This is a genomic window from uncultured Rothia sp. (assembly GCF_963507905.1).
GTDB lineage: Bacteria > Actinomycetota > Actinomycetes > Actinomycetales > Micrococcaceae > Rothia.
Genome location: NZ_CAUOUU010000002.1, coordinates 1 through 24601 on the forward strand (window position 1 = coordinate 1; position 24601 = coordinate 24601).

Here is a 24601-nt window from a genome sequence, read left to right on the forward strand (position 1 = left end):
AGCGAGGGCGGGTGCCCCTGTAGGAGCGAGGGCGGGTGCCCCTGTAGGAGCGAGGACGTGCACCGCCCCTCAAGCGGTCCACATAGCCGGGTGTGGGCACAGGAAAGCCCGCCGCAACCCTAAGAGTTACAGCGGGCATCCAGCACGAAAAGTCTCTACTACAGGACCGGCCAAATCCGCGTCACAAACTCACGGAAATCCTCCACGTCCTTACCCTGCTCCAGCAGGCCAACGCCAAAACGAGTCGCCACCTCAGCATTATCCTCAAACGACAAATAAAACGAGCTACCATTCACCGACTCAAGCGTCACCGCATCATCACCCACACGATACGCATGCAGCGCATTCGTATTATCAATCGTCGTAGCCGTACCCGCAGGCGTCAATGCCGGCAAATTCACCGGAGCAATAATCACCTCATCAGGCGCATCCTGATAACCCACAATGAAATGCTGCTGATCAGGAGACTGATGCAACGCCAAATCAGGATTACGGTAAACCGCACGGCCCGTCGCATACACCAAATTGTATGCACCGTAATTAATAATCTGCTCGTCAAAAACCGGGTGCAGAACCCGAATGAGTTCCTCACCCGTCAAAAACTCGCTACTCTCAACAGAGTTACGGGGGTCGATAACCTCTGCGTACTTACTTGCTTCGGTCAGCTCATCAGCGACCGTGATAATCGGTTCGGTCATAGCATCAGTCTACCGGGGCAACCAACGAAGGTCACGAGTATTCGCACATATTACGCGCCATGACGTCCAAAAATGCGAGTTTTTCTCACCTGTTCAAATGAACACGTGGGAATGTGTAAACAAGTGCAATGTGTCCACATCATGAAAGAAAGTATCCGACCTGCGCCTTTATGAACAAAAACGGGTGTGTTGCCCGATAGAGATTTGACTCACCCCCTCTTGGGGCGCACCATAGAAGGGTGAAGACAGCAATGTTCCAGCGAATTCTAAACCTTGTCGACGTCGCCTAGGGCGAGTGGCAGGGTCTATTCACTGCGACTGAGCGCCCCTACCGCTACCACCAACAGCGAGGGGCATTTTTTATAGCTTGGTACCCCCGGGCATAGGATGCGTGAGGATCACACAAACCCCACGCAGAACATTGAGTACAACGAAGAACCATTAAGACACGAGGCATTTCCATGACTATGGGATTTTCCACTTCTGATGACGCGGCAAACGCTCCCGCAGAACGCATGACCGGTTCTCAGGCAATCGTCCGCACCCTCGAAGACCTGGGTGTGACTGACGTATTCGGCCTGCCTGGTGGAGCCATTCTGCCGACCTATGACCCCCTGTACGATTCCAAGAAGGTCCGCCACATCCTGGTCCGCCACGAGCAGGGTGCAGGCCACGCCGCTCAGGGCTACGCAGTGTCCAGCGGCAAGACCGGCGTGTGCATTGCAACCTCCGGCCCCGGCGCAACCAACCTGCTGACCGCAATCGCAGACGCAAACATGGACTCCATCCCCCTGGTTGCAATCACCGGCCAGGTGTCCACCAAGCTGCTGGGCTCTGACGCATTCCAGGAAGCTGACATCGTCGGCATGGCAATGCCCATCTCCAAGCACTCCTTCATGATCACCGACCCGCAGGACATCCCCCGCGCGCTCGCAGCAGCATTCCACATCGCATCCACCGGCCGCCCCGGCCCCGTGCTCGTGGACGTCACCAAGGACGCACAGGTCGGCATGATGGAATACCGCGGCATTCCTGAGGACCTGGAGCTGCGCGGCTACACCCCCGTCACCCGCGGCCACTCCAAGCAGATCCACGAAGCAGCTAAGTTCATCACCGAATCCAAGCGCCCCGTCTTCTACGTCGGTGGTGGCCTGGTCCGCGCAGGTGCTTCCGAAGAGTTCCACAAGCTGGCTAAGCTCATCGGCGCACCCGTCGTCACCACCCTGAACGCTATCGGTGCATTCCCCGACTCTGACCCCCAGAACCTCGGCATGCCCGGCATGCACGGCACCGTCCCCGCCGTCGCCGCAATGCAGAAGTCTGACTTGCTGATTACCCTCGGTGCACGCTTCGACGACCGCGTCACCGGTAAGCTCGACTCCTTCGCACCCGAGGCTAAGGTCATCCACATCGACGTTGACCCGGCAGAAATCTCGAAGATCCGCTTCGCAGACGTGCCGATCGTCGGCGACCTCAAGTACGTGCTGCCCGAACTGATCGAGCTGCTCTCCACCGAGTTCGCAGACCAGCTGCCGAACCTGACCGAGTGGTGGAACGAGCTGAACGTCATCCGCAAGGATTACCCGCTCGGCTACGAGAAGCCCAACGATGGCCTCGGCTCGCCTGAGTACGTCCTGGAGCGTATTAGCGCTCTCACCGGCCCCGACGCATACTACGTCACCGGCGTTGGCCAGCACCAGATGTGGGGTGCACACTACATCCAGCAGGAGAGCCCCCGTCACTTCATCAGCTCCGCAGGCCTCGGCACCATGGGCTACGGCGTTCCCGCCGGCATGGGCGCAAAGGTCGCACACCCCGAATCCACCGTGTGGATTATCGACGGTGACGGCTGCTTCCAGATGACCAACCAGGAACTGGTCACCTGCGCACAGAACAACATCCCCGTCAAGGTTGCTATCATCAACAACTCCTCCCTCGGTATGGTGCGCCAGTGGCAGACTCTGTTCTACAACGAGCGCTACTCCAACACCGATCTGAAGGACGGTCACGGCACCGCACGCATCCCCGACTTCGTGAAGCTCGGCGACGCATACGGTTGCGCCACCTTCCGTTGCGAGCGCGACGAAGACGTGGACGCCACCATTAAGGCTGCCCTGGAAATCAACGACCGCCCCGTGGTCATTGACTTCACCGTCAGCCCCCACGCACTGGTCTGGCCCATGGTCCCGGCAGGCGTTTCTAATGACAAGATTTGGATTGCGAAGAACACTTCGCCCGAGTTCGATCGTGAGGGAGAGAACTAATGTCTCAGCACACTCTGTCCGTTCTGGTAGAAGATAAGCCGGGCGTTCTCACCCGCGTCTCCGGCCTGTTCTCCCGCCGCCTGTTCAACATCCTCTCCCTGGCTGTGGGCCCCACCGAAAACCCCGGTGTTTCCCGCATCACCGTCGTGACCGAGGGTGACGCACACACCATCGAGCAGATCACCAAGCAGCTGAACAAGCTTGTTCACGTGCTGAAGGTCGTCGAGCTTCCCGCCGACTCCTCCACCCAGCGCGGCCACATCCTGATTAAGGTCAAGGCCGACGCAGTTGCTCGCCTGCAGATCGTTCAGGCAGCTGACCTGTTCCGCGCATCTGTGATTGACGTTTCCCCTGAGTCTGTTGTCATCGAGGCAACCGGTTCTGAGGAGAAGCTCAACGCACTGCTGGATGTTCTGGAGCCTTACGGTGTTCGCGAAATTGTTCGCGCAGGCACCATCGGCCTGGCACGTGGCCCCCGCGCCATGAGCGAGCGCATCTAGCACAAAATACCTGACGCTACATTCCCGTAGCAGTTCTCCCGCCCGCACAACCGAAACACACGTATTCGCAGTGCGGGCGGGGGAGCATCAGGTACTCTCTATTTCTTTCTCTACTAGGTGATTTCTCTACCTAGGCACCCCAATACCAAAGAAATAGATGCAGTACCCCATAAACTCTGCAGGTTATAAAATCTTGAGCCACAATCTGAGAAGTGCTCTCGTAAACCTGCACCCCAAAAGCTATCAAGTAGAATAGTGAATGTTGAGCCCAGCCTGGGCCGCATATCAAACTTACTGAGGAGAAGAAAAATGGCAGCAACCATTTTCTACAACGACGACGCAGACCTCTCCCTGATCCAGGGCCGCACCGTAGCAGTTATCGGTTACGGCTCCCAGGGCCACGCACACGCACTGAACCTGCGTGACTCCGGCGTGAAGGTCATCGTCGGTCTGTCCGAGGGCTCCAAGTCCCGTGCCAAGGCTGAGGCAGAAGGCCTGCGCGTCGCAACCGTTGCAGAAGCAGCAGCAGAAGCAGACGTCATCATGATCCTGACCCCGGACCAGGTCCAGGCAAAGGTCTACGCAGAGAGCATCGAGCCGAACCTCAAGCCCGGCAACGCACTGTTCTTCGCACACGGCTTCAACATCCGCTTCGGCTACATCACCGCACCCGAGGGTGTTGACGTGGCAATGGTCGCCCCCAAGGGCCCCGGCCACACCGTCCGCCGCGAATACGAAGCAGGCCGCGGCGTTCCCGCCCTGGTCGCAGTCGAGAAGGACGCATCCGGCGAAGCACTCGCACTGGCACTGTCCTACGCAAAGGGCCTCGGCGCAACCCGCGCAGGCGTCATCAAGACCACCTTCACCGAAGAGACCGAGTCCGACCTGTTCGGCGAGCAGGCAGTCCTCTGCGGCTCCACCTCCCAGCTCGTCCAGTACGGCTTCGAGGTCCTCACCGAAGCAGGCTACCAGCCCGAAATCGCATACTTCGAGGTCCTGCACGAGCTCAAGCTCATCGTTGACCTGATGATCGAAGGCGGCATCGCTAAGCAGCGTTGGTCCATCTCCGACACCGCAGAGTACGGCGACTACGTCTCCGGCCCCCGCGTGATCTCCCCCGAGGTCAAGGAAAACATGAAGGCTGTCCTGGCAGACATCCAGAACGGCAACTTCGCAAAGCGCTTCATGGAAGACCAGGCTGCAGGCGCACCCGAGTTCAAGGAACTGCGCGCAAAGGGCGAGGCACACCCCATCGAGGCAACCGGCCGCAAGCTGCGCGAGCTGTTCTCCTGGAACACCGCTAACGACGACTACACCGAAGGTTCCGTCGCTCGCTAAGCTGTAGCTCAGCAATAGCTTTCTAAGAATCCGGCGCACCACCCACACCCCGCTACAGGGGAGGGGTGGGGTGCCGGATTTCTGTCTAACGAGAGCCTGCTAAAACCCCAAAACAAGGGGTGTGATGCAGTTCATGCTCGCTCGAGTTGCGGGCGCCCACAAGATGCCGTATAGTATTTACTTGTTGCGAGGGAAACCCGCAAAAACAAAATAAGCGCCTCTAGCTCAATTGGCAGAGCAATTGACTCTTAATCAATGGGTTCTGGGTTCGAGTCCCAGGGGGCGCACTTCACAGGAAATCCCGCTGATTCTTCGGAATCGGCGGGATTTTTGCGTTCCCCTTGAAATGCAGTCTTCATGGGTTGAGGAATCGGTGTTCATCCTCGCTCCTGCAGGGGTGGGGTGGGTGGGTACCTCGCTTCTCCCAAGACTACGGGGTGCGCTACATGTTTCCTCCGCGCCTACGCAGGGGCACCCGTCACCCGGACGCTCCGCTCCTCCTTGCTTCGCTACGGAGAGCGTCCGTGCGACACCCTGAGGGCGCTTCCGGAAAACGTAGCTGCACCGGTTAGGCGGGTGCGTGGAGGTTTCGGTGGCCTCCGTAGCGACATCAGGGTGCCCGAAGCGGAGCGAGGGCGGGTGCCCCTGTAGGAGCGAGGAGGGTGCCGAACCTCGAGCTAATCCCGCCGGGTGGTTCGTGGTTTGGGTGTGCGCCCCGTGCCTAGCGAACTGGGGCGGGGAGGCTGTCGCGGTTTAGCCTGTTGCGTGGCAGCCTCCACCCACACGCAATCAGCCACCGCGTATCAGAGTGTAACCCCGGTGAGAGCCTCGCCTAATACTGCGGTAAACTGAAAGTTATGACTGCAACTCCGTTCTACATCACCACCGCCATCTCCTACCCCAATGGCAACCCGCACATCGGCCACGCCTACGAAACCATCGCAGCCGACGTGCTAGCCCGCTTCAAGCGCCTCGACGGCTTCGACGTGCGCTTCATGACCGGCACCGACGAGCACGGCCAGAAGATGCAGACCACCGCCGAGAAGCTCGGTAAGACCGCTAAGGAACTCGCCGACGAGAACTCCGCACGCTTCAAAGCGATGAACGACGCGCTGAACATCAGCTACGACCGCTTCATCCGCACCACCGACCCCGACCACTATGTCGCATCCCAGGCCATCTGGAAGCGCATGGAAGAAAACGGCGACATCTACCTCGACAAGTACGCCGGCTGGTACTCCGTCCGCGACGAAGCCTACTACGCAGAAGACGAAACCGAAGTCCGCGACGGCCAGCGCTACGCCATCACCACCGGCACCGAAGTCGAATGGACCGAAGAAGAATCCTACTTCTTCCGCCTCTCCAAGTACGGCGACAAGCTCCTCGAACTCTACGCTAACGAAGGCTACGTCTACCCCGAATCCCGCCGCAACGAGCTGATCTCCTTCGTCAAGGGTGGCCTCAACGACCTGTCCATCTCCCGCACCACCTTCGACTGGGGCGTACCCGTACCCGGCAACGACAAGCACGTTATGTACGTGTGGGTCGACGCCCTCACCAACTACCTGACCGGCCTCGGCTACCCCGATACCGACAACGAACTGTTCACCAAGTACTGGCCCGCAGACCTGCACCTCATCGGTAAGGACATCACCCGATTCCACTCCATCTACTGGCCCGCATTCCTGTGGTCCGCCGGAATCGAACTGCCCAAGCGCGTCTTCGGCCACGGCTTCCTGCTCGTCAACGGCGAGAAGATGTCCAAGTCCGTCGGTAACGTCGTTGACCCCGCAAACCTCGTTGACGCATTCGGCCTGGACGCGGTCCGCTTCTTCCTCATGCGTGAAGTGTCCTTCGGCCAGGACGGCTCCTACTCCGAAGAGTCCATCATCAACCGCATTAACTCCGACCTGGCAAACAACCTTGGCAACCTCGCCCAGCGTTCCCTGTCCATGGTCGCCAAGAACTGCGGCGGTGCCGTCCCCACCCACGGCGAATTCACCGAAGCCGACCGCCAGATCCTCGACCAGGCGGCAGCCCTCTACGAGCCCGTCCGTGCAGACTTCGACGAGCAGGCATTCCACCGCGCACTCGAGCGCATCTGGACCGTCCTCGCTGACACCAACGCCTACTTCGCAGAGCAGGAACCCTGGACCCTGCGTAAGAATGGCGAACTCGACCGCATGAACACCGTGCTGTACGTAACCCTTGAGGTTGTACGCCAGGTCGCCCTGCTGCTGCAGCCCGTCATGCCCGACGCAACCGCCAAGCTGCTGACCCTGCTCGGCGTACCCGAAGGTGACGCACGCCAGTTCGCAGCCCTCGGCACCGCGCTCGTGCCCGGCACCGAACTGCCCGCACCCGCACCGGTGTTCCCCCGCTACGAAGCACCCAAGGCATAACGGCTGCTTCAGCAATAGCGGATAGCGTGAGAAAGCTCCCGGCTTCCTAACCCTGAATGGGGGAGGAGCCGGGGGCTTTTGGCATGCACTATCTAGAGGTACGGGTGCGGGGTAAGGACGCAGGGTGAGAACGCCGAGTGAGCCCCCACTCATACTTAAGGATGATGCCGGTACCCCGTTCCGGCTACCTCGCGCTCAGCTCATACTGCGGAAGCACCGGGAAACCATGCATCCGCAGGTCAAGACCCGGTGAACACCCGCCAAAATCAACCTGGAGGATGAGAAAAACCCTGTAGTCAGCGCCACGCTGCGTGAAATAATTGAACTATGACTACGACAACTCCTCACGCACAGACGGCACAGGTCGCCGTCTCCGCACGAAACCTTTCCAAAACCTACGGCATGGGTGAAGCAACCGTCCACGCCCTCAACAACGTCTCCGTCGACTTTGAGCAGGGCAAGTTCACCGCCATTATGGGTCCCTCCGGCTCGGGTAAGTCCACGCTGATGCAGACCATCGCAACCCTGGATACCCCCGACCCGAACCCGGCAACCTCGATTCGTATCGGCGGTACCGAGCTCTTCGGCCTGAAGGACAACGCCCTTACCGAATTCCGCCGCGAACACATCGGCTTCATCTTCCAGGCGTTCAACCTGGTGCCCACCCTCACCGCGGGCCAGAACATTGACCTGCCCCTGGGCCTTGCCGGTAAGAAGCCGGACCCGCAGTGGCGCGACTACCTGGTCAAGACCCTCGGCCTGGAAACCCGCCTCGACCACCGCCCCGAACAGCTCTCCGGCGGTCAGCAGCAGCGCGTCGCCATCGTGCGCGCCCTGCTCGCACGCCCCGAAGTGGTCTTCGCCGACGAACCGACCGGTAACCTCGACTCCAACTCCGGCGCCGAGGTGCTGCGCCTGCTACGTGCCGCCGCAACCGACCACGCACAGACCATCCTCATGGTCACCCACGACGCAAACGCCGCCTCCTACGCAGATCGCGTGGTCTTCATCAAGGACGGCATGGTCGCCGGCGAAATGATCGAACCCACCTACGACGCCGTCCTCGGCGCAATGGCACAGCTGGAAGGTCGATAAGCCGTGGCAACCACACTGAACACGGTGGCGCGCTCCAACCTGCGCGCCTCCAAAGGAAAATACGTTCTTACGGGCATAGGCATCGCGATCTCCTCCTTCTTCATCGCAGCCATTATGATGCTCACCAACTCGCTGCAGGCGACCGTCAACTCCTCCGTTGGTGACGTGCTCTCCCGCGCCGAGGCGGTCGTCGCCTCCGCCGCTACCACCTACGATGGCAAAGACAGCACCTCCGTCTATCTGACTCGCGACCAGATTCAGAAGGTAGAGCAGAGCGACCTGCTCTCCGGCTACTGGGTGCAGTACGCCGTCACGGGTTCGATCGGTACCGGCGACCAGAAAACCCCCGTGCAGTACAACCAGCTGCCCGCCGACTCGAGCCTCTTCCCGTACAAGGTGCAGGGCAAAATCCCCAGTAGCGACCACGAAATCATGGTCTCCACCTACTTCGCGAAGAAGCATAACCTCTCGCTGAACGGCAAGGTCACCAGCACCGACGTTGTGGAATCCGTCAGCGCCCCCGGCACCACTAAGACCGCCGAATACACCGTCGTCGGTCTGTTCGACCCTGGCTTTGAAGGTTCCACCACCAACCAGGCTGTCTTTATTGGCGGTACCAGCCTCGGCGAAGCTACGCTGAAAGCAGCCGAAACCGAAAACAAGACTTCCGCCGCCGGTTACCGAAACATGGCTGGCGCGAACCTCATCTACCTCAAGTTCAAGGACGGCGTAACCGACGCCAAGCTCAAGAGCCTGCAGGACTCCCTGAGCAGCGGCGACAGCAAGAACGACCCGCGCGTTATGACCGGTCAGAAGCTGCTGGAGGACTACCAGAAGAGCATCTCCACGGTCTTCACCTCCATTAGCGTGGTCCTTGGCGCCTTCGCAGCGCTGGCTCTGCTGGTCTCCTCGTTCGTCATCTCCAACACCTTCGCGGTGCTGGTCGGCCAGCGCCTCCGTGAACTGGCTCTGCTGCGCACCCTCGGTGCCCGCGGCGGCTCCCTCGTACGGATGCTACTCATCGAATCGGTTACCGTGGGCGTAGTGTTCTCCCTCATCGGTGCGCTGCTGACCTACCCGGTTGGCGCGCTGGTTGGTGCGAACCTGACCACCATCATGATTTCGTACTCGATTACCCCGATCCTGGTGAGTGTGCTCCTCTGCACCATCGTGACGGTTCTGGCGTCGCTCTCCCCGGCACGAAGCGCCCTGCGCATCTCGCCCATTAGCGCGATGAGCGAGCACACCAACCGCGAAGTCGGCAAGCACGGCAAGATCGGCCCCATCATCGGTGCCCTCTTCGCCATCGGTGGCGTTGCCGCCGTCGTGACTGCACTCGATAAGGCAACCAGCACCGAACGTGACGGTAACTCCGCAATCTTCCTCGGCATGCTCGCCGCACTGCTGCTCGGTATCGCGGTCTTCCTCATCACCCCGCTGGTGCTACCCCCGCTGGTACGTGCCCTCGGCGCGGTCACCCGCACCCAGACCGGCAAGCTCGCGCTCGCCAACGCACTGCGTTCGCCCAAGCGCACCGTCTCCACCGGCCGCGCCGTGCTCGTCGGCACCCTGGTCGTGTCGACTGTGCTGACCGGCTACACGGTGCTGAGCGCATCGTTCGTCAAGGCTTTGGATCAGCAGTACCCGATTTCTGCGCAGACGACCTACCACCCGTTTGGGCACAACGAGGCAGCCTCCACCGTGACTAAGGCGGAAGAGATTGCATCTAAGGCCAAGGGTATTAAGAACGTAGAAGCGTCCGCCGTTGGTTACGCCGGTGGTGTGGTCGACTACACTACCGAGTACGAGGGCCAGAGCGTCAAGCAGAACGCTAACCTGGTGGCGTTGAGCTCCTCCGACATGAAGGCAATCCTGCCGGACGAAAACTCGAACCTTGCCGACGACACCGTACTCGTGCCGCAGGGACTCTGGAAGTCCGCCGGTCTGAACGAGTCCAGCCGCCTGAAGGCACACGGCCCGCTCGGCGAAGTGGAACTCAAGCCCGTCAAGTCCGTAACCAAGCAGCACCTGATGATCGTCAACCCGACCACCGCCGCTAAGCTGCAGGACGCCAAGAACCCGCAGGAAGTTCCCAACCCCGCCGCTGAAGAAGCCGAGAAGCGTATGCAGGAGGCAATCGCCAGCGGCGACCAGGAAGCTCAGGCAAAGGCAGCTCGCCTGACTGTCACCAGCCAGGCAACCGGTAACGGCACCGTCATTCTGGTGCGTGCCGCATCCCCGCTGACCAGCAGTGAAAGCTCAACTCTGCAGACTGAGCTGAACCGAATCAGCCCGGACAACTCCTTCAACGGTGGCCTGCAGGAACGTCAGACCTTTGACCAGCTGCTGACCGTCATGCTGACCTTCACCCTGGTGATGCTCATGCTTGCAGTGGTCATCTCCATCATTGGTGTGGCGAACACGATGACCCTCTCGGTCAACGAACGCCGCCGCGAGAACGCGATGCTCCGCTCGCTGGGCCTGTCCCGCAAGCAGCTGCGCCGCATGATTTCCATTGAGGCGATCCTGATTACGCTCGCCGCAGTGGTGCTCGGCATGATTGCCGGTACAGTCATCGGCACGGTCTCCGCGAAGATCGTGATGGCTTCCACGAGCTCCAGCGCCCCGCTCGTGCTTGATCTGCCGTACGTCTGGTACGTGGTTATCCTCGTTGTGGGTGTGCTCGCCGCGATGCTCGCTTCGGCTCTGCCGGCGGCTCGTTCGGCTCGCATGTCCCCGGTTGAGGGCATGCGCGGCTAACCCGCTGTACCTGGCATAGTCACAGTACCCGGCGAACCCGGATACTCGGCGTGAGAAAGCCCCGGAGGGTGCCCCTGATAAGGAGGCGCCCGCCGGGGCTTCACTGCGTCCTCTATTCTGTTGTGCCCTATATATTTCTGCTGCGCTTGGTTTGTGCCCTCAGATTCTTGGAGCTGACCTGTCATCTGGCTTTGCGCGTATGATGGGTGTATGAGCACTAGCCACCCCAATCTGCGTCGCGGGTACACGCTACCCCATGAAGCGGAGGTCCTTCAGATCCTCCGTGACGCTGGTGTGCGCCGTGCCCGACTCTTCGGTAGCGCTGCCCGCGGTGAGCTGACCGAAACCAGCGACCTGGATTTTTTGGTGCAGATGCCGGGTGTAGCCCCTTTTGACGAGTTCATGCAGATGGTGGACGCTCAGCACCGTATTGAACAGCTGACCGGCCGTAGCGTTGATATGGTTACCCAGTTGCGCCCCCGCATCTACGCGGAGGCTGAACCGGACATGGTGGAGCTACCGCTATAAGAAGTTGCCTGAGCTGATGAGTGACTTTGAGCGAATCATCGACGAGATACAAGAAACCACTTAACTAAAGAGCCCCGGAGGGTGCCTCGAGAGGAGGCGCCCGCCGGGGCTTTACTGCGTTCTCTAGTATGGTGTGCCCTTATATTAGGGGAGTAATCGCAGGGGAGTGCTAGTGGGCGATACCCGCCTCATACGCCATAATGACCGCCTGCACACGATCACGCGCACCCAACTTCGCCAACACATGCGATACATGCGTCTTCACCGTCGCCTCCGAAAGCACCAACTCCCGCGTAATCTCCGCATTCGACAAGCCACGCGCAATCAGACCCAACACCTCAAACTCACGCGGCGACAACTGCTCAATCAACTCACGATGCGGATAATCCTGCGCAGGCTCAAAGCTCGCAGAATCAGCCGGAATAAACGTCGCCTTAGGAAGCTCAGAACCCGCTGCCGGGGGAGTAGCCTGCACAGAGTCGGCAACAGGAGTAGCAGGAACACCAGGAGCGGGGGAGTCCAGCACCGGAATCATGTGTTCCAACAGACGGCGAGTAGCCGACGGCGCAATCACCGCATCGCCGCGGTGCACCGTACGAATCGCCTCCAGCAACTGCTCCGGCGGAGTGTCCTTCAACAAGAAACCGCTCGCACCCGCACGCACCGCCGAATACACGTACTCATCAATATCGAAGGTCGTGAGCATAATAATGCGCACCCGCTCATCCTCGGAAACTTCACGCTCGCCGTCACGCTCCAGGATGCGGCGCGCCGCCTCCAGGCCATCGCAGTGCGGCATGCGCACATCCATGAGGATGACCTGCGGCGCCTGCCCCTCAGAGACCATACGGTCAAAAACGTCAATCGCTGCCAGGCCGTCATCAGCTTCCATGACGACCTGCAGGTCCGGCTGGGAGTTGACGAGCATGCTCAAGCCGCCGCGCACTAGGCGCTGGTCGTCAACGAGCATCACGCGGATCGGCTGGGGGTTTTGCGTTGGGGAAGAGTACATAGTTTCAATCCTAGGTCACAGTGGTGGTGCGGAGGAATAAGCGGGGTGAATGGAGCATAGCGGTATTAGAGATCGCGGTAGGGGAGCGCCGCCTCAACGAGCCAACCGCCGTCGGGCTGCAGACCGTAGGTGAGGGTGCCGTGGTAGAGGGCGATGCGCTCGCTCATTCCGCGCAGACCGTTACCGCTGCCGGGTACCGGGCGAGCAATGTGCTGAGCCGTGACCGCAGAAACCGGTTCGTTCTCAACCCGCAACTGCAGGCCCTCATCACCCCAGTGAATGGTGACGGTGGTTGCCGCGCCGGGGGAGTGCTTGAGCGCATTGGTGAGCGCCTCCTGTACGGTGCGGTACGCCGCAAGTTCGGCGCCCTGCGGTAGGGTGCGCGCCATGGTGCCGGTGATTCCGGTGAAGGTGACGGGTAGCCCGGCGCGGCGGCTCTGCTCCACGAGGGCGGGCACATCGTTGAGGGTGGGCACGGGCGCGTAGGTGGTTGCCTCGTCGGTGCGGAGTAGCCCGAGGAGGGAACGCATCTGCGTGAGGGAGTCGCGTGCGGTGTCTGCGATGAGTTCTAGGGTCTGCTCCGCAATATCCGGCGTGTTCTGCTGAGCCTGACCCCACTGCCCTGCCTGTTCGGTCTGTTGCTCTGCCTGCTGTGCCTGTTGTGTTTGCTGGGCGCGGGCGGTGCGGGCGCTCGCGGCGGCGTAGCGTGCCCCGTCCGCCTGGGAAATAATGCTGGAGAGCGAGTGCGCCACAATATCGTGCATTTCGCGGGCGATTCGGGTGCGTTCATCCTGCGCGGCGAGGCGGCGTTCTTGTTCCTGCTCGTATTCGAGGCGGCGGGCGCGTTCTTCGAACTCTTCGCTGCGCAGTTCGCGCATGCGGCGGGAGTCGCCGAGGAACCAGAAGACGGTAAAGATGGATCCGCAGAGCACGCCGAGCATCAGGGAGATGAAGATGCGGGCGGGTATGTCGTCCCAGTGGTAGAGGAATGAGAGCGATGCCTGCACGGTGACGGCAAGTGCGCCGACCCAACCGAGGATGAGGGAGCGGAAGCGGGCGCGGCGGGTCCAGTGCCTGCCGGTGTGGTAGGCGGCGAGGCTGACCGGCGGGTAGCAGGTGAGGGCGAGTGAGCCGGGGAAGGGGGACACGAGGGTGAGGCAGAGTGCCGCGATGACCACGTAGATACTGCCGTAGGGGAAGCGGTAGCGGAAGTAGAGCGCGGTGGTACTGCAGAGCGCGGAGATGACCGGGATCCAGCCGTAGCCGTTGATGAAGGCAACGGAGAGCACGCAGCAGAAGAACTGCAAGTGCGCGACGACGATGACGTTCATCCAGCCGCGGTTGTCTCTGAGGTAGCTTTGCACGCGGCTGGAGGCGGTGATGGCGTCGGCGGGCAGGTCGTTGCTTTCTGAGCTGCCGCGGGTATGCGTTACGGCGTGGCCTGATTCGGCTGTCTCTGTGCCATGCTGTGGGTTCTGCTGTGCTTCGGCGTGCTTGAGGGGCATGTTTCCAGTGTAGCGAGGGGGCGAGGGGAGTATGGCGGGCATAGGAGGCCCACAAAATGCGCTGACGTGCACATAGTGCGTGTGGGTATATCTTTGCCTGTGTGTGATTCTGTGTGCGCGACACGCTGAAATACGGGATTATTTATGAGCTTCGCCACATTAAATCAGGTTTTTCTCTCAATCACCGCTTGAGGGTTTGGGGTTATATTGGGTTTGAATTTAGGCGCATATCACTAAAAACTTTCTTAAGTAACCTATTTGGGTTGAAAAACCTTCAATCAAAGCGGAGAGTTTAAGGGGACCCCCCTCATCAAACCATTTTTGGAACCATTGCGGTACAGGTCCTTGATGGGTATAGTTTTAGCCGTACCCGAAATCTGCGCCGGTGGTCTATGACCCCGCAGAGCGAACACCAAGCGCTCTAAAACGCGAAAGTCCCTATGTAGGGGACCGGTTACAGCATTATGTCGTTATCACCAGAGGTTAGGCGCAAGCCAACTCACTCACTCGACTTGTTTCAAGTGATGTTTTCTGCCGCGCACGACGGCGGGTGATAACTTTTATTCCTCAAAATGACATCACTCTCGAAGGACATACATGTCTACTAACATTTCTCGCCGCAAGGTTGTTGCTGGCGCAGCATGGGCTGCTCCGGTTGTCGCAGCTTCCGCTGCAGTTCCCGCTTTTGCTTCCTCCACCGTTTGCGAGCCCGAAGGTTCCGCAGCTTACACCATCTCCGGTCAGCCCTCCGGTAACAAGAACACTCAGAAGTTCACTGTTCCCGCCAAGGTTGACAAGATTATCTTCGAGGTTGTTGGTGGCGCAGGTGGCGGTTCCTCGTCGGTCAAGGGTGGTTCCGGTGCATCTCTGACCGGTGCAATCCCCGTCAAGGAAGGCCAGGTTGTTGAACTGGTCGCAGCTGCCGGTGGTGTAGCTTACCTGGAGCGCGTGCTTGGTAACGAAGCCACCCCGAAGAAGCAGTACTACGTCTGGGGTACCCGTCCGGCAACCGGTGGTGAAGGCTACGGTAACGGCGGTGACGTAAACGCCCAGGCTATTCCCGCAGACGCTAAGGCTCTGGTTGATGCTAAGTACCCTGGTACTGACAGCGACATGAAGGCAGCCGTGTATGGCGGTTCCGGCGGTGGCTCCTCTGCTCTGCTCATCGACGGCGCAGTTGTTGCTCTGGCAGGTGGCGGTGGTGGTGCGGGTATCCGTACCCAGCCCGCTACCAACAACGTGCTTGACACCAAGGACAAGTTCTTCAACCCCAATGCAGTCAACGCAGGTACCACCACTCTGGGTGACACCGCGGTTAAGTCCGTTCTGCCCGCAGGTGCAGACGCATCCGCAGCAACCGGTAGCGACGCAGAGACCTCTATCTCTCACTACTCTGTTCTGAAGCCGCACACCACTGATGGCACCGCTATGAAGGTTGCCGGCGGTAAGGGCGGCGGCAACGGTACCGGTGGTGCCGGTGGCGAGCAGCCCCTGCTGTACAACGAAAAGGCTAATGTCTTCGGTGTTATTGGCTTCAAGAGCCAGAACAAGCAGGTGCTCTTCAGCTCCTCCACCGCAGGTGAAACCGGTGGTAACGGCTTCGATGGTAAGGGTGGCGACGGTGTCTTCGCATACTCCTACCAGATCGACAACAACGATATCTCCAAGCTGGAAATCGTTCATGCGACCAACCCTGTTAACCTCAACGATAAGACCAACCTGGACAAGGACTCCACCCTCAAGTCCTTCAACGGTCACCAGACCGTTGTCTCCGCAGGTGGTGGCGCAGGCTACGGTGGCGGTGGCTCCGGTGCTGCTCGCGGCCTCTCCTCCATCATTACCTCCCAGAAGTGGAACGGTAACGAAGAGCCCACTCGTTACCGCCAGAACGTTGGCGCACTGATGCAGGCAGGTTCCGGTGGCGCAGGTGGCTCCTACCTTGCTCCTAGCGTAACTGACGGCTCCATCAAGTCCGCAGGCAACGGTGGTAACGCATCCGGCGTACGTAACCCCGGTTCCGTGAAGATTACCTTCTGCAAGCGCTCCTAATAGCAGTAGCATCTAGGGTCCTCACTCTGAGTGAGAACTCATAACGATATTCCCCGGCTGAATTATCAGCCGGGGAATATTGTTTTAACCGGTAGGAGCTGAACGCCACAGAATCCAAGACCCCAGAAGCCAGGAGGCACCGGGTCGAAGCAGAAGGGTAGGGGAGTAGCCGGGTAGGAGTTGCGGCTACTCAGATACCGTCTAGCCCAGAGTCTGAGAACCCGCCCGCACACTCTACCGCCCACCCGTGGTGCGTATTAGGGTAGAGGCATGACTGAAGCACGTAGCATCGACCTCGCCGTCATCCCCGGCGACGGCATCGGCCCCGAAATCATTACCGAAGCCCAGCGCATCCTCACCCGCGCCTGCGAGCTCGAAAACATCACCGTAACCCCCACCCACTACAAGCTCGGCGCCGAGCACTGGCTGGAAACCGGTGAAACCCTGCCCGACTCCACCATGGACGCCCTCAAGCAGCACGACGCGATCCTCTTCGGCGCCATTGGTGCAGACCCCCGCAGCGGTCAGATTCCCTCCGGCCTCATCGAACGCGAAATGCTCCTCAAGCTGCGCTTCGCCTTCGACCACTACATCAACCTGCGCCCCTCCCGCCTGTACCCCGGCGCAGTCTCGCCGCTCGCCAACCCCGGCAACATCGACTTCGTGGTCGTGCGTGAAGGCACCGAAGGCCCCTACATTGGCAACGGCGGCGTAATCCGTCAGGGCACCCCGCACGAAATCGCTACCGAGGTCTCCCTCAACACCGCGCACGGTGTGGAGCGCCTGGTCCGCTACGCCTTCGAGCTTGCCTCCACCCGCCGCAAGAAGGTCACCCTCGTACACAAGACCAACGTGCTCACCCACGCAGGTCGCCTCTACAACCGCTACTTCACCGAAATCGCGAAGGAATTCCCCGAGGTCGAGACCGACTACCTGCACATTGACGCGACCACCATCTTCATGGTCACCGACCCCGCCCGCTTCGACGTGATCGTCACCGACAACCTCTTCGGCGACATCATCACCGACCTCGCCGGTGCAGTGACCGGCGGTATCGGCTACGCGGCAAGCGGCAACATCAATGCCGTCGGCGAATTCCCCTCCATGTTCGAGCCCGTACACGGCTCCGCACCGGACATCGCCCGCCAGAACAAGGCAAACCCCACCGCCGCAATCCTCGCCGGCGCGATGCTGCTGCGCCACCTTGGCTACGATGCAGCCGCAGCCCACATTGAGGACGCTGTCGAGGCAGATATGCGCGAAAACGGCGCCACCGTGCGCGGAACCGATCAGGTTGGCGCGGACGTGCTCGCACGCCTCGGCTAAGCTCACCTGGCTAAAACTGGCTCGGCTAAAACCCGCCAGCCGTAGCCGCTGAACGCAAAACACCCGTGAAGCCCGGAAGGAACACACCTTCCGGGCTTCACCTGTTCACATCCTGAATGGGAGAAAAGGTGCGCATGCGGCAAACTCATCTTTCCGGTACTCTAAAACAGGTCAGGCACACCCGCCCGGCACTTCGGCGGTGGACACCCTCCACCACTCACTGCAATGCATCCGACTAGCACAGACCGCTAGATGCACCATCTGCCCCGCACGACAACGCGCCCGGCGGCACACACCGGTTCTACGCCCCGACGCGAGAACCGCGAATCAAAGAACGCCTGCACAAGCAACTAGACAAAGAGGAACGCAGAACGATGGCCATCGAATTCAGCCACGAAGCAAACCAGTCACCCGCCTCCGCCGAACGCCGCGCCGAAATCCTTGCAAACCCCGGCTTCGGTGACTACTTCACCGACCACATGGTCACCATCGACTGGGAAGGCGACTACAAGACCGGTGGCACCTGGTACGACGCACGAGTTCGCCCCTACGGCCCGCTCGTCCTCGACCCCGCAGCATCCGTCTTCCACTACGGCCAGGAAATCTTTGAAGGCATCAAGGGCTACCGCCACGCTGACGGCTCCGTGTGGACCTTCCGCCCCGAAAAGAACGCGGCACGCTTCGCGAACTCCGCACGCCGCCTCTCCCTGCCCGAACTGCCCGCCGAGACCTTCATTGAGTCCCTGCGTGAACTCGTGAAGATGGACGAGCAGTGGGTTCCCGCCGGTGACGGTGAGGCCTTCTACTTCCGCCCCTTCATGATTGCTACCGAGGCGTTCCTCGGCGTTCGCCCCGCACGCCACGTGCAGTACCACGTGATTGGCTCGCCCGCAGGTAACTACTTCGGCACCCCCGAACCCGTGGACATCTGGCTCTCCACCACCTACGCCCGTGCAGGCGAAGGCGGCACCGGTGCGGCAAAGTGCGGCGGTAACTATGCAGCATCCATGATTGCCCAGACCGAGGGTGAAAAGCACGGCTGCAAGCAGGTTATCTTCAAGGACCCGCACCGCGGCGACGCCATCGAAGAGCTCGGCGGCATGAACGTGTTCTTCATCTTCGGCAAGGAAAACAAGATCGTCACCCCCGAGCTGACCGGCACCATCCTGGAGGGCGTGACCCGCTCCTCGCTGATTCAGCTCGCTAAGGACCGCGGTATGACCGTGGAGGAGCGCGCTATCACCCTCAATGAGTGGCGTGAAGGCGTGGCAAACGGCGACATCACCGAAATCTTCGCTTGCGGCACCGCAGCAGTGGTCGCGCCTATCGGCAAGCTCAAGGCAGAAGACTTCGAAATCCCGGCACCCACCGAGCACTTCGGCGAAATCTCCAAGAGCCTGCGCGAAGAGCTCGTCGGTATTCAGCTCGGCACCGTTGAGGACCGCCACGGCTGGATGACCCGCCTCATCTAAAACGTGAATCTAACGTAACCAGCGAAATCCCCGCAGGATGCTCCGCCCGACCCCGCACGTCGCGCGGTGAGCGATCCGCGGGGATTCGCTGTGCCCGGAAAATGATGTGCTCGGAAAATGACGTGCCCGGCGAATAGTGCGCGCGGCGTTGATAGCGCGAGGACAGGGGAGGGGAGGCGCACCCCGCCGAACTTAATAGTGTTGAACCCCGCCGGGCTAAAACCTGCCTTGCCAATTCCGCCCGCCGCTCACACCCTCGAAGGCTGGTACCCTAGAAAGTATGCGTATTGCACGATTTACCGTAAATAATGAGCTCCACTTCGGGCTGGTAGAAGGCGACGCAGGCGAAGAAACCCTGCGCGTACTCGCCGGCGACCCCTTCTACTCGGGCATCGAACCGACCGGCACGACCTACCCCATCGACCAGGTGCGCCTGCTCGCCCCGATCATTCCCCGCTCCAAGGTGATTGGAGCGATCGCAAACTGGGCAGGAACCGAGGCGCCTGCCTCCCCGCAGTTCTTCCTCAAGCCCAACACCACCGTGATTGGCCCCGGCGACCCCGTGACCCTGCCCGAGTACTCCGAAGCCGTCAGCGCAGAAGGTGAACTCGCCGTCATTATCGGTCGTATCGCCAAGTCCGTGCCTCTTGAGCGCGTGCACGAAGTCATCTTCGGCTACACCGTAGCCAACGACCTCACCGCCCGCGACCTGCTCGAGGACCGCCAGTGGACCCGTGCGAAGGGCTTCGACGGCTCCACCCCGCTCGGTCCCTGGATCGAAACCGACCTGGACACCGACTCGCTGAACATCACCACCTGGGTTGACGGCGACGTCGTGCAGGAAGGTAACACCTCCGAAATGCACTACTCCGTAGCCGAGCAGGTTGCCGCAGCCTCCGAAATCTTCACCCTGCTGCCCGGCGACGTACTGCTCACCGGCACCCCCGCCGGCATCAGCGTACTGCGCGACGGCAACGAAGTAGAGGTCGAAGTCGAAGGCATCGGCTCCCTCGTCACCCGCGTGCGCGACTAAACAGCCCGCGCCCACAAACGTAACGTACATCCTGAAACACACCGTCAAGGAGACATCATGACCGAATACCACGGTCCCGTACTCAACAGCCCCGCGGACACCCGCGTCCGCTTCTGCCCCTCGCCCACCGGCACCCCGCACGTGGGCATGGTCCGCACCGCCCTCTTCAACTGGGCATACGCACGCCACACCGGCGGCAAGCTGATCTTCCGCATCGAAGACACCGACGCAGCACGCGACTCCGAAGAGTCGTTCAACCAGGTGCTCGAATCCCTGCACTGGCTCGGCATCAACTGGGACGAAGGCGTCGGCGTCGGCGGCCCCCACGAGCCCTACCGCCAGTCCGAGCGTAAGACCGCAGGCATCTACAACGAGGTCTTCGCAAAGCTCGTTGAAGGCGGCTACGTGTACGAAGACTTCTCCACCCCCGACGAGGTGAAGGAACGCCGCAAGGCAGCCGGTCAGGACCCGCAGCTCGGCTACGACAACTACGACCGCAACCTCACCGAAGAGCAGAAGGAAGCCTACCGCGCCGAGGGCCGTAAGCCCGTGTGGCGCCTGCGCATGCCCGACGAAGACATCACCTTCAACGACCTCGTTCGCGGTGAAATCACCTTCAAGGCCGGTACCGTGCCCGACTACGTGGTCGTCCGCTCTAACGGCGACCCGCTGTACCCCTTCGTGAACCCCGTTGACGACGCGCTCATGGGCGTCACCCACGTGCTGCGCGGCGAAGACCTGCTCTCCTCCACCCCGCGTCAGATTGCGCTCTACCGCGCACTCATCGACACCGGCGTGACCAGCTTCATCCCCGAATTCGGCCACCTGCCCTACGTCATGGGCCAGGGCAACAAGAAGCTCTCCAAGCGTGACCCCGAATCGAACCTCTTCCTGCTGCGCGACTCCGGCTTCATCAAGGAAGGCCTGCTGAACTACCTGTCCCTGCTGGGTTGGTCCCTCTCCGCAGACCAGGACGTCTTCAGCATCGACGAGCTCGTCGAGCACTTCGACGTACACGACGTTGTCGCCAACCCCGCACGCTTCGACGTGAAGAAGGCAGAGTCCATCAACGGCGACCACATCCGTGCGCTCGACCCCAAGGACTTCCGCGACCGCCTCATCCCGTACCTGCAGGCTGCAGGCGTACTCGGTGAAACCCTCACCGAGCGTGAAGAGCAGGTCCTCACCGAAGCTGCACCCCTCGTCCAGGAGCGCATGCAGCTGCTCGGCGAAGCACCCGGCCTGCTCGCATTCCTCTTTAAGGCTGACGAAGAGATCAGCACCGCAGACGACGCACGCAAGCAGCTCAAGGAATCTGCACCGCAGGTCCTCGCAGCCGCAATCGAAGCTCTGGAGCCCCTCGAGGACTTCACCGCAGCCAACATTGAGGCAGCCCTGCGCGCCGCAATCGTCGACGGCCTGGAAATCAAGCCGCGCCTCGCATTCGGCCCCGTGCGTATCGCAGTGTCCGGTGAGCGCATCTCCCCGCCCTTGTTCGAATCCATGGAAATCCTGGGCAAGGAATCCTCCCTCGCACGCCTGCGCAAGCTTGCCGCTGAACTGAGCTAACCATGAGCCAGCCGAATAACCAATCCATCATCGGCAAGGCGCTGCTCAAGGGCACCCTCATGGCGCTCACCAACGCCTGCATTATCTGGCTGATTCTGTACATCGCCAACATGGACAAGTCCGTCTTGATGGTGGTCGCTGTTGTCGTTGCGGCAGCCTTCGGATACGTGACTGCCTACTTCGAGGCGCGCGCCGCCCTGAACGCTCAAGAAGCTCAGGCACGGCACGCCCGCGGCGGCGACGTCAGCAGCTCGTCTGACGGCGTAGACACCTCGGACTCTTCGTGTGAAGAGGACGACGAAGACGACTTCGTGGACCCGGGCCCCGACCCGGACGCAGGCGACTTCGACGCCGGAAGCTCCAGCAGCTCCAGCAGCTCGGACTACAGTAGCTACAGCAGCTCCGACTACTCTGGCGGCGGCGACTCCGGTGGAGGCGATTCCGGCGGTAGTAGCGATTAAGCTCTAGAGAATCCCCTTATCCAGCGGGAATCAGACGACCGAAAGGTCTGAAGAAACCCGGCGGATAAGGGGATTTTTTCGCAAATTTGAGAATATTTTTTGTGATGGGTATTTCCTGTAAAACTACTAGTCAGTATGTTTTATAGGGGTGAATCTGGTTCCATTTTGGGGAGTGTGGCAAGAATTTGGTTTGCGCACCCTGGCAAAGGCTCGTATAGTAGTACCTGTTGTTGCGACGAGCTGAAAAGTTCAAAGCGAAAACATGCGGTTGTAGCTCAGTTGGTAGAGCACCACCTTGCCAAGGTGGATGTCGCGAGTTCAAGTCTCGTCAACCGCTCCACTCAAGCCCCGAGGTTCGCCTCGGGGCTTTTTCGTTGTCTCTGGTTTTTATTGCCTCCGGGTTTTGTTGTCTCTGGGTTTTTAGTCACCTTCGGGGTTTTATCGTCTCCGGGAGTTTTAGCTTTTGGAGGTGCATGGCAGGGGGGGGCGTGATCTTTTCCGTGGAGGTTGTTTGGGTGAGTTGGCTGCCGGGCTGCTTTGGCTATCTGGTTATCTGACAGTCGGGCTATCTGACGACCTGACTGCCTGGTCATCTGACTGCCGGGAGGCAGTGCAGGAAAAATCTTCAAAAAAATTTGGGATGCAAAGCGTGCGGGGGAGGGGGTAAAACTGCTCTCCGAGCCACCTCGGAGCTGCTTTGAAGGGTGAAAATCGGCCCCAGAACCCTCTTTTTGAAGAAATTTAAAAAACTTTTTAACCTCAAAAACCCCGGAAACACGCGGAAGTAGCGGGCATAAAACCGTGAATGTGAGGCGGCTCTCCAGATTTCGGCTTGCACGCCTCCAGAAAGACCCGTATAGTTATTACTCGTTCCGGTGAAAAGCCGAAAGGCGAAAAGCGGAACGGTAACTCAATAGAGTAATGGGATATGGTGTAATTGGCAACACGAAGGTTTCTGGTTCCTTTGTTCTAGGTTCGAGTCCTGGTATCCCAGCTAACCTCCTCACGGAGGTTGCGGCCCCATCGTATAGCGGCCTAGTACTCCGCCCTCTCACGGCGGCAACACCGGTTCAAATCCGGTTGGGGTCACCACTAGGAAAAAAGCCTGGTTTCTTCGGAAGCCAGGCTTTTTTGTTTATCCAGTGAAACCGGACTGAGATTCGGTCATGACTTAGCGACTTCAGCCATGGTTAAAAGCTATCCCTCAAGACGCTAACCCAGCCCCAAAGTCCGTACCTCATGACCAGAGTCCATAAGTCATTACTGAACCTGCAGTCACCTCTGGTGGGAAGATCTTTTAGATTCTATGGTGCCGCCGCATACTCACCGGGAAGGGAACGGGAAGAAAAAAAGGGGAGCGCAAAATTTGACCTTCACGCTAAGCCTCGGTATAGTCTTATCCGTAAGCGTGATTGGCGCAGTGGTAGCGCGCTTCGTTCACACCGAAGAGGTCACTGGTTCGAACCCAGTATCACGCACCAATAACCCCCGTTTCAAGGAACGGGGGTTTTATTATGCCCACCGGTATTTGTGCCCGCAAGCAGTACAAACCCAGCCGCGGACACAACCACCCGAGAATGAGGTACCCCGTGACAACACCCGAACTCGCCGCAGCCACCGACTACGGACGCATGTACGCGCGCGTCCGCGGAGGAGAACCCCTCGTCCCCTCCATCACCACCGTCATCGGGCAGCACGCCAGCGACCTCAGCGGCTGGCACGGGTACATGGCCGCCAAAGCCGCCCTCGAAGACCAGCGCGCCTACCGCGCCACCGGATCCCACGGCCTCAAATTCGCCATTATCCGCGACGCAGCCAGCGCCTCCGAACGATACCGCGACGCAGCTGCCGCCCGAGGCGACCGCGTCCACAACTACGCTGAAGCCGTCGCCCTACGCGCCATGGGCCGCGAACACAACCTCGACGAAAACCGCGAACAGCTCATCATCAACGGCGAACAAGCCTACGCCGACCGCTTCGACGAATGGTGGGAAGCGTTCAAACCCCGCCCCCTCGCCGCCGAAGTCACCATCTGGAACGACACCGTCGGCTACGCGGGCACCCTCGACCTCGTCGCAGAAATCGCAGGCCGAACCTGCATCATCGACTACAAAACCAAAGGCACCGACAAACGCGGCCGCGTCAAAGCACTCGACGAAAAGGTCGTCATGCAGCTCGTCGCCGGACTCAAAGCCGAAGAATCCATCGTCGACCCCGACGAAGGCACCTGGGAACCCTGGAAATACGGCGACGCACCCGTCCTCATGGGCGTAGCCCTCGGCGAAACGCAGGTGCTACCGCAGCAGGCAAACCCCGCCGTGCTTGAACGCAACTGGTACAAGTTCTGTGCCCTGCGCCGCGTCTGGGAATTCGACCGCCAGGTCCAAGAATTTGAAGACCCCGCGCTCATGCCCGTAGTACCGCCGCCCGCGGCATAGGCCAGTACCCCCGCCGACTAGAAGACTGGGTGGCATAGGGGAGTAGCGGGTAGAGGGGAGAGGCTCAAACCCCTGGGGGAGATGAGCCCAGGGGGGGGTGAGGCTCAGCCCTCACCCTGCCGCCTCCACCCCCAGCGCCTCGATTCGTTCT

At 60.3% G+C, this 24601-nt stretch carries 17 protein-coding genes and 5 tRNA genes; 19 read left to right on the plus strand and 3 right to left on the minus strand.

The features are described from left to right. Positions 1–158 precede the first annotated feature (158 nt). Positions 159–698: a hypothetical protein gene (locus RQ593_RS01535; RefSeq protein WP_070634764.1), complete on the minus strand. Its 540-nt coding sequence runs from the start codon at positions 696–698 to the stop codon at positions 159–161. Between the two features lie 461 nt (positions 699–1159). Between RQ593_RS01535 and RQ593_RS01540 the strand changes: the two genes are divergently transcribed. The 8 genes from RQ593_RS01540 to RQ593_RS01575 all read left to right on the plus strand — a co-directional run bounded on the left by RQ593_RS01540 (position 1160) and on the right by RQ593_RS01575 (position 11585). Beyond that, entirely contained in the window at positions 1160–2962 is a 1803-nt protein-coding gene (locus tag RQ593_RS01540; RefSeq protein ID WP_311449628.1) for an acetolactate synthase large subunit, read from the plus strand. Continuing rightward, the gene (ilvN, locus tag RQ593_RS01545) at positions 2962–3462 is read left to right on the plus strand and encodes an acetolactate synthase small subunit (RefSeq protein WP_005505523.1); all 501 of its coding nucleotides are present in this window, start codon (positions 2962–2964) and stop codon (positions 3460–3462) included. The genes RQ593_RS01540 and ilvN overlap by 1 nt, the downstream gene beginning before the upstream one ends. 309 nt (positions 3463–3771) lie before the next feature. Next, on the plus strand, positions 3772–4800 hold the full coding sequence (ilvC, locus tag RQ593_RS01550; RefSeq protein ID WP_070831299.1) for a ketol-acid reductoisomerase: 1029 nt from the start codon (positions 3772–3774) through the stop codon (positions 4798–4800). A gap of 214 nt (positions 4801–5014) precedes the next feature. Then, a tRNA-Lys gene (locus RQ593_RS01555) sits at positions 5015–5087 on the plus strand. Between the two features lie 570 nt (positions 5088–5657). After that, the gene (gene metG / locus RQ593_RS01560) at positions 5658–7202 is read left to right on the plus strand and encodes a methionine--tRNA ligase (protein ID WP_294642101.1); all 1545 of its coding nucleotides are present in this window, start codon (positions 5658–5660) and stop codon (positions 7200–7202) included. 327 nt (positions 7203–7529) lie between these two features. After that, positions 7530–8297: an ABC transporter ATP-binding protein gene (locus tag RQ593_RS01565; protein ID WP_005507396.1), complete on the plus strand. Its 768-nt coding sequence runs from the start codon at positions 7530–7532 to the stop codon at positions 8295–8297. A gap of 3 nt (positions 8298–8300) precedes the next feature. Beyond that, positions 8301–11057 (plus strand): ABC transporter permease, encoded by a 2757-nt coding sequence (locus RQ593_RS01570; protein WP_311449629.1) that lies wholly within the window; start codon positions 8301–8303, stop codon positions 11055–11057. Between the two features lie 210 nt (positions 11058–11267). Next, positions 11268–11585 carry a nucleotidyltransferase family protein gene (locus tag RQ593_RS01575; protein ID WP_049345070.1) on the plus strand — a complete coding sequence of 106 codons (318 nt, stop codon included), beginning with the start codon at positions 11268–11270 and terminating at the stop codon, positions 11583–11585. A gap of 169 nt (positions 11586–11754) precedes the next feature. Here RQ593_RS01575 and RQ593_RS01580 read toward each other — a convergent pair whose 3' ends face one another. Both RQ593_RS01580 and RQ593_RS01585 read right to left on the minus strand, forming a co-directional pair. Then, positions 11755–12597: a response regulator transcription factor gene (locus tag RQ593_RS01580; RefSeq protein ID WP_311449630.1), complete on the minus strand. Its 843-nt coding sequence runs from the start codon at positions 12595–12597 to the stop codon at positions 11755–11757. A 65-nt stretch (positions 12598–12662) separates the two neighbouring features. Beyond that, a complete protein-coding gene (locus tag RQ593_RS01585) occupies positions 12663–14102 on the minus strand; it encodes a histidine kinase (RefSeq protein WP_311449631.1) in 1440 nt (479 codons plus the stop codon). 597 nt (positions 14103–14699) lie between these two features. On the opposite strand from RQ593_RS01585, the gene RQ593_RS01590 reads away from it, so the two are divergent. The 11 genes from RQ593_RS01590 (at position 14700) to RQ593_RS01640 (ending at position 24450) form a co-directional block, all read left to right on the plus strand. Next, positions 14700–16151, plus strand: coding sequence for a transcriptional initiation protein Tat (locus RQ593_RS01590; protein ID WP_070848036.1), 1452 nt, complete (start codon positions 14700–14702; stop codon positions 16149–16151). Between the two features lie 270 nt (positions 16152–16421). Beyond that, the gene (locus tag RQ593_RS01595) at positions 16422–17477 is read left to right on the plus strand and encodes a 3-isopropylmalate dehydrogenase (protein WP_311449632.1); all 1056 of its coding nucleotides are present in this window, start codon (positions 16422–16424) and stop codon (positions 17475–17477) included. 374 nt (positions 17478–17851) lie between these two features. Further along, positions 17852–18949, plus strand: coding sequence for a branched-chain amino acid aminotransferase (locus RQ593_RS01600; RefSeq protein ID WP_304276615.1), 1098 nt, complete (start codon positions 17852–17854; stop codon positions 18947–18949). Positions 18950–19229: 280 nt separating this feature from the next. Beyond that, positions 19230–19982, plus strand: coding sequence for a fumarylacetoacetate hydrolase family protein (locus tag RQ593_RS01605; protein ID WP_005507404.1), 753 nt, complete (start codon positions 19230–19232; stop codon positions 19980–19982). Positions 19983–20039: 57 nt separating this feature from the next. Further along, positions 20040–21551 (plus strand): glutamate--tRNA ligase, encoded by a 1512-nt coding sequence (gene gltX / locus RQ593_RS01610; RefSeq protein WP_311449633.1) that lies wholly within the window; start codon positions 20040–20042, stop codon positions 21549–21551. 2 nt (positions 21552–21553) lie between these two features. Next, positions 21554–22012, plus strand: a complete 459-nt coding sequence (locus tag RQ593_RS01615; RefSeq protein WP_296547551.1) for a hypothetical protein — start codon at positions 21554–21556, stop codon at positions 22010–22012. A gap of 264 nt (positions 22013–22276) precedes the next feature. Continuing rightward, a tRNA-Gly gene (locus RQ593_RS01620) sits at positions 22277–22352 on the plus strand. A gap of 582 nt (positions 22353–22934) precedes the next feature. After that, a tRNA-Gln gene (locus RQ593_RS01625) sits at positions 22935–23006 on the plus strand. Positions 23007–23028: 22 nt separating this feature from the next. Continuing rightward, positions 23029–23104, plus strand: a tRNA-Glu gene (locus RQ593_RS01630). A 314-nt stretch (positions 23105–23418) separates the two neighbouring features. Further along, a tRNA-Val gene (locus tag RQ593_RS01635) sits at positions 23419–23493 on the plus strand. A 108-nt stretch (positions 23494–23601) separates the two neighbouring features. After that, entirely contained in the window at positions 23602–24450 is an 849-nt protein-coding gene (locus tag RQ593_RS01640) for a cytochrome (RefSeq protein ID WP_311449634.1), read from the plus strand. The last annotated feature ends 151 nt before the right edge of the window (positions 24451–24601 follow it).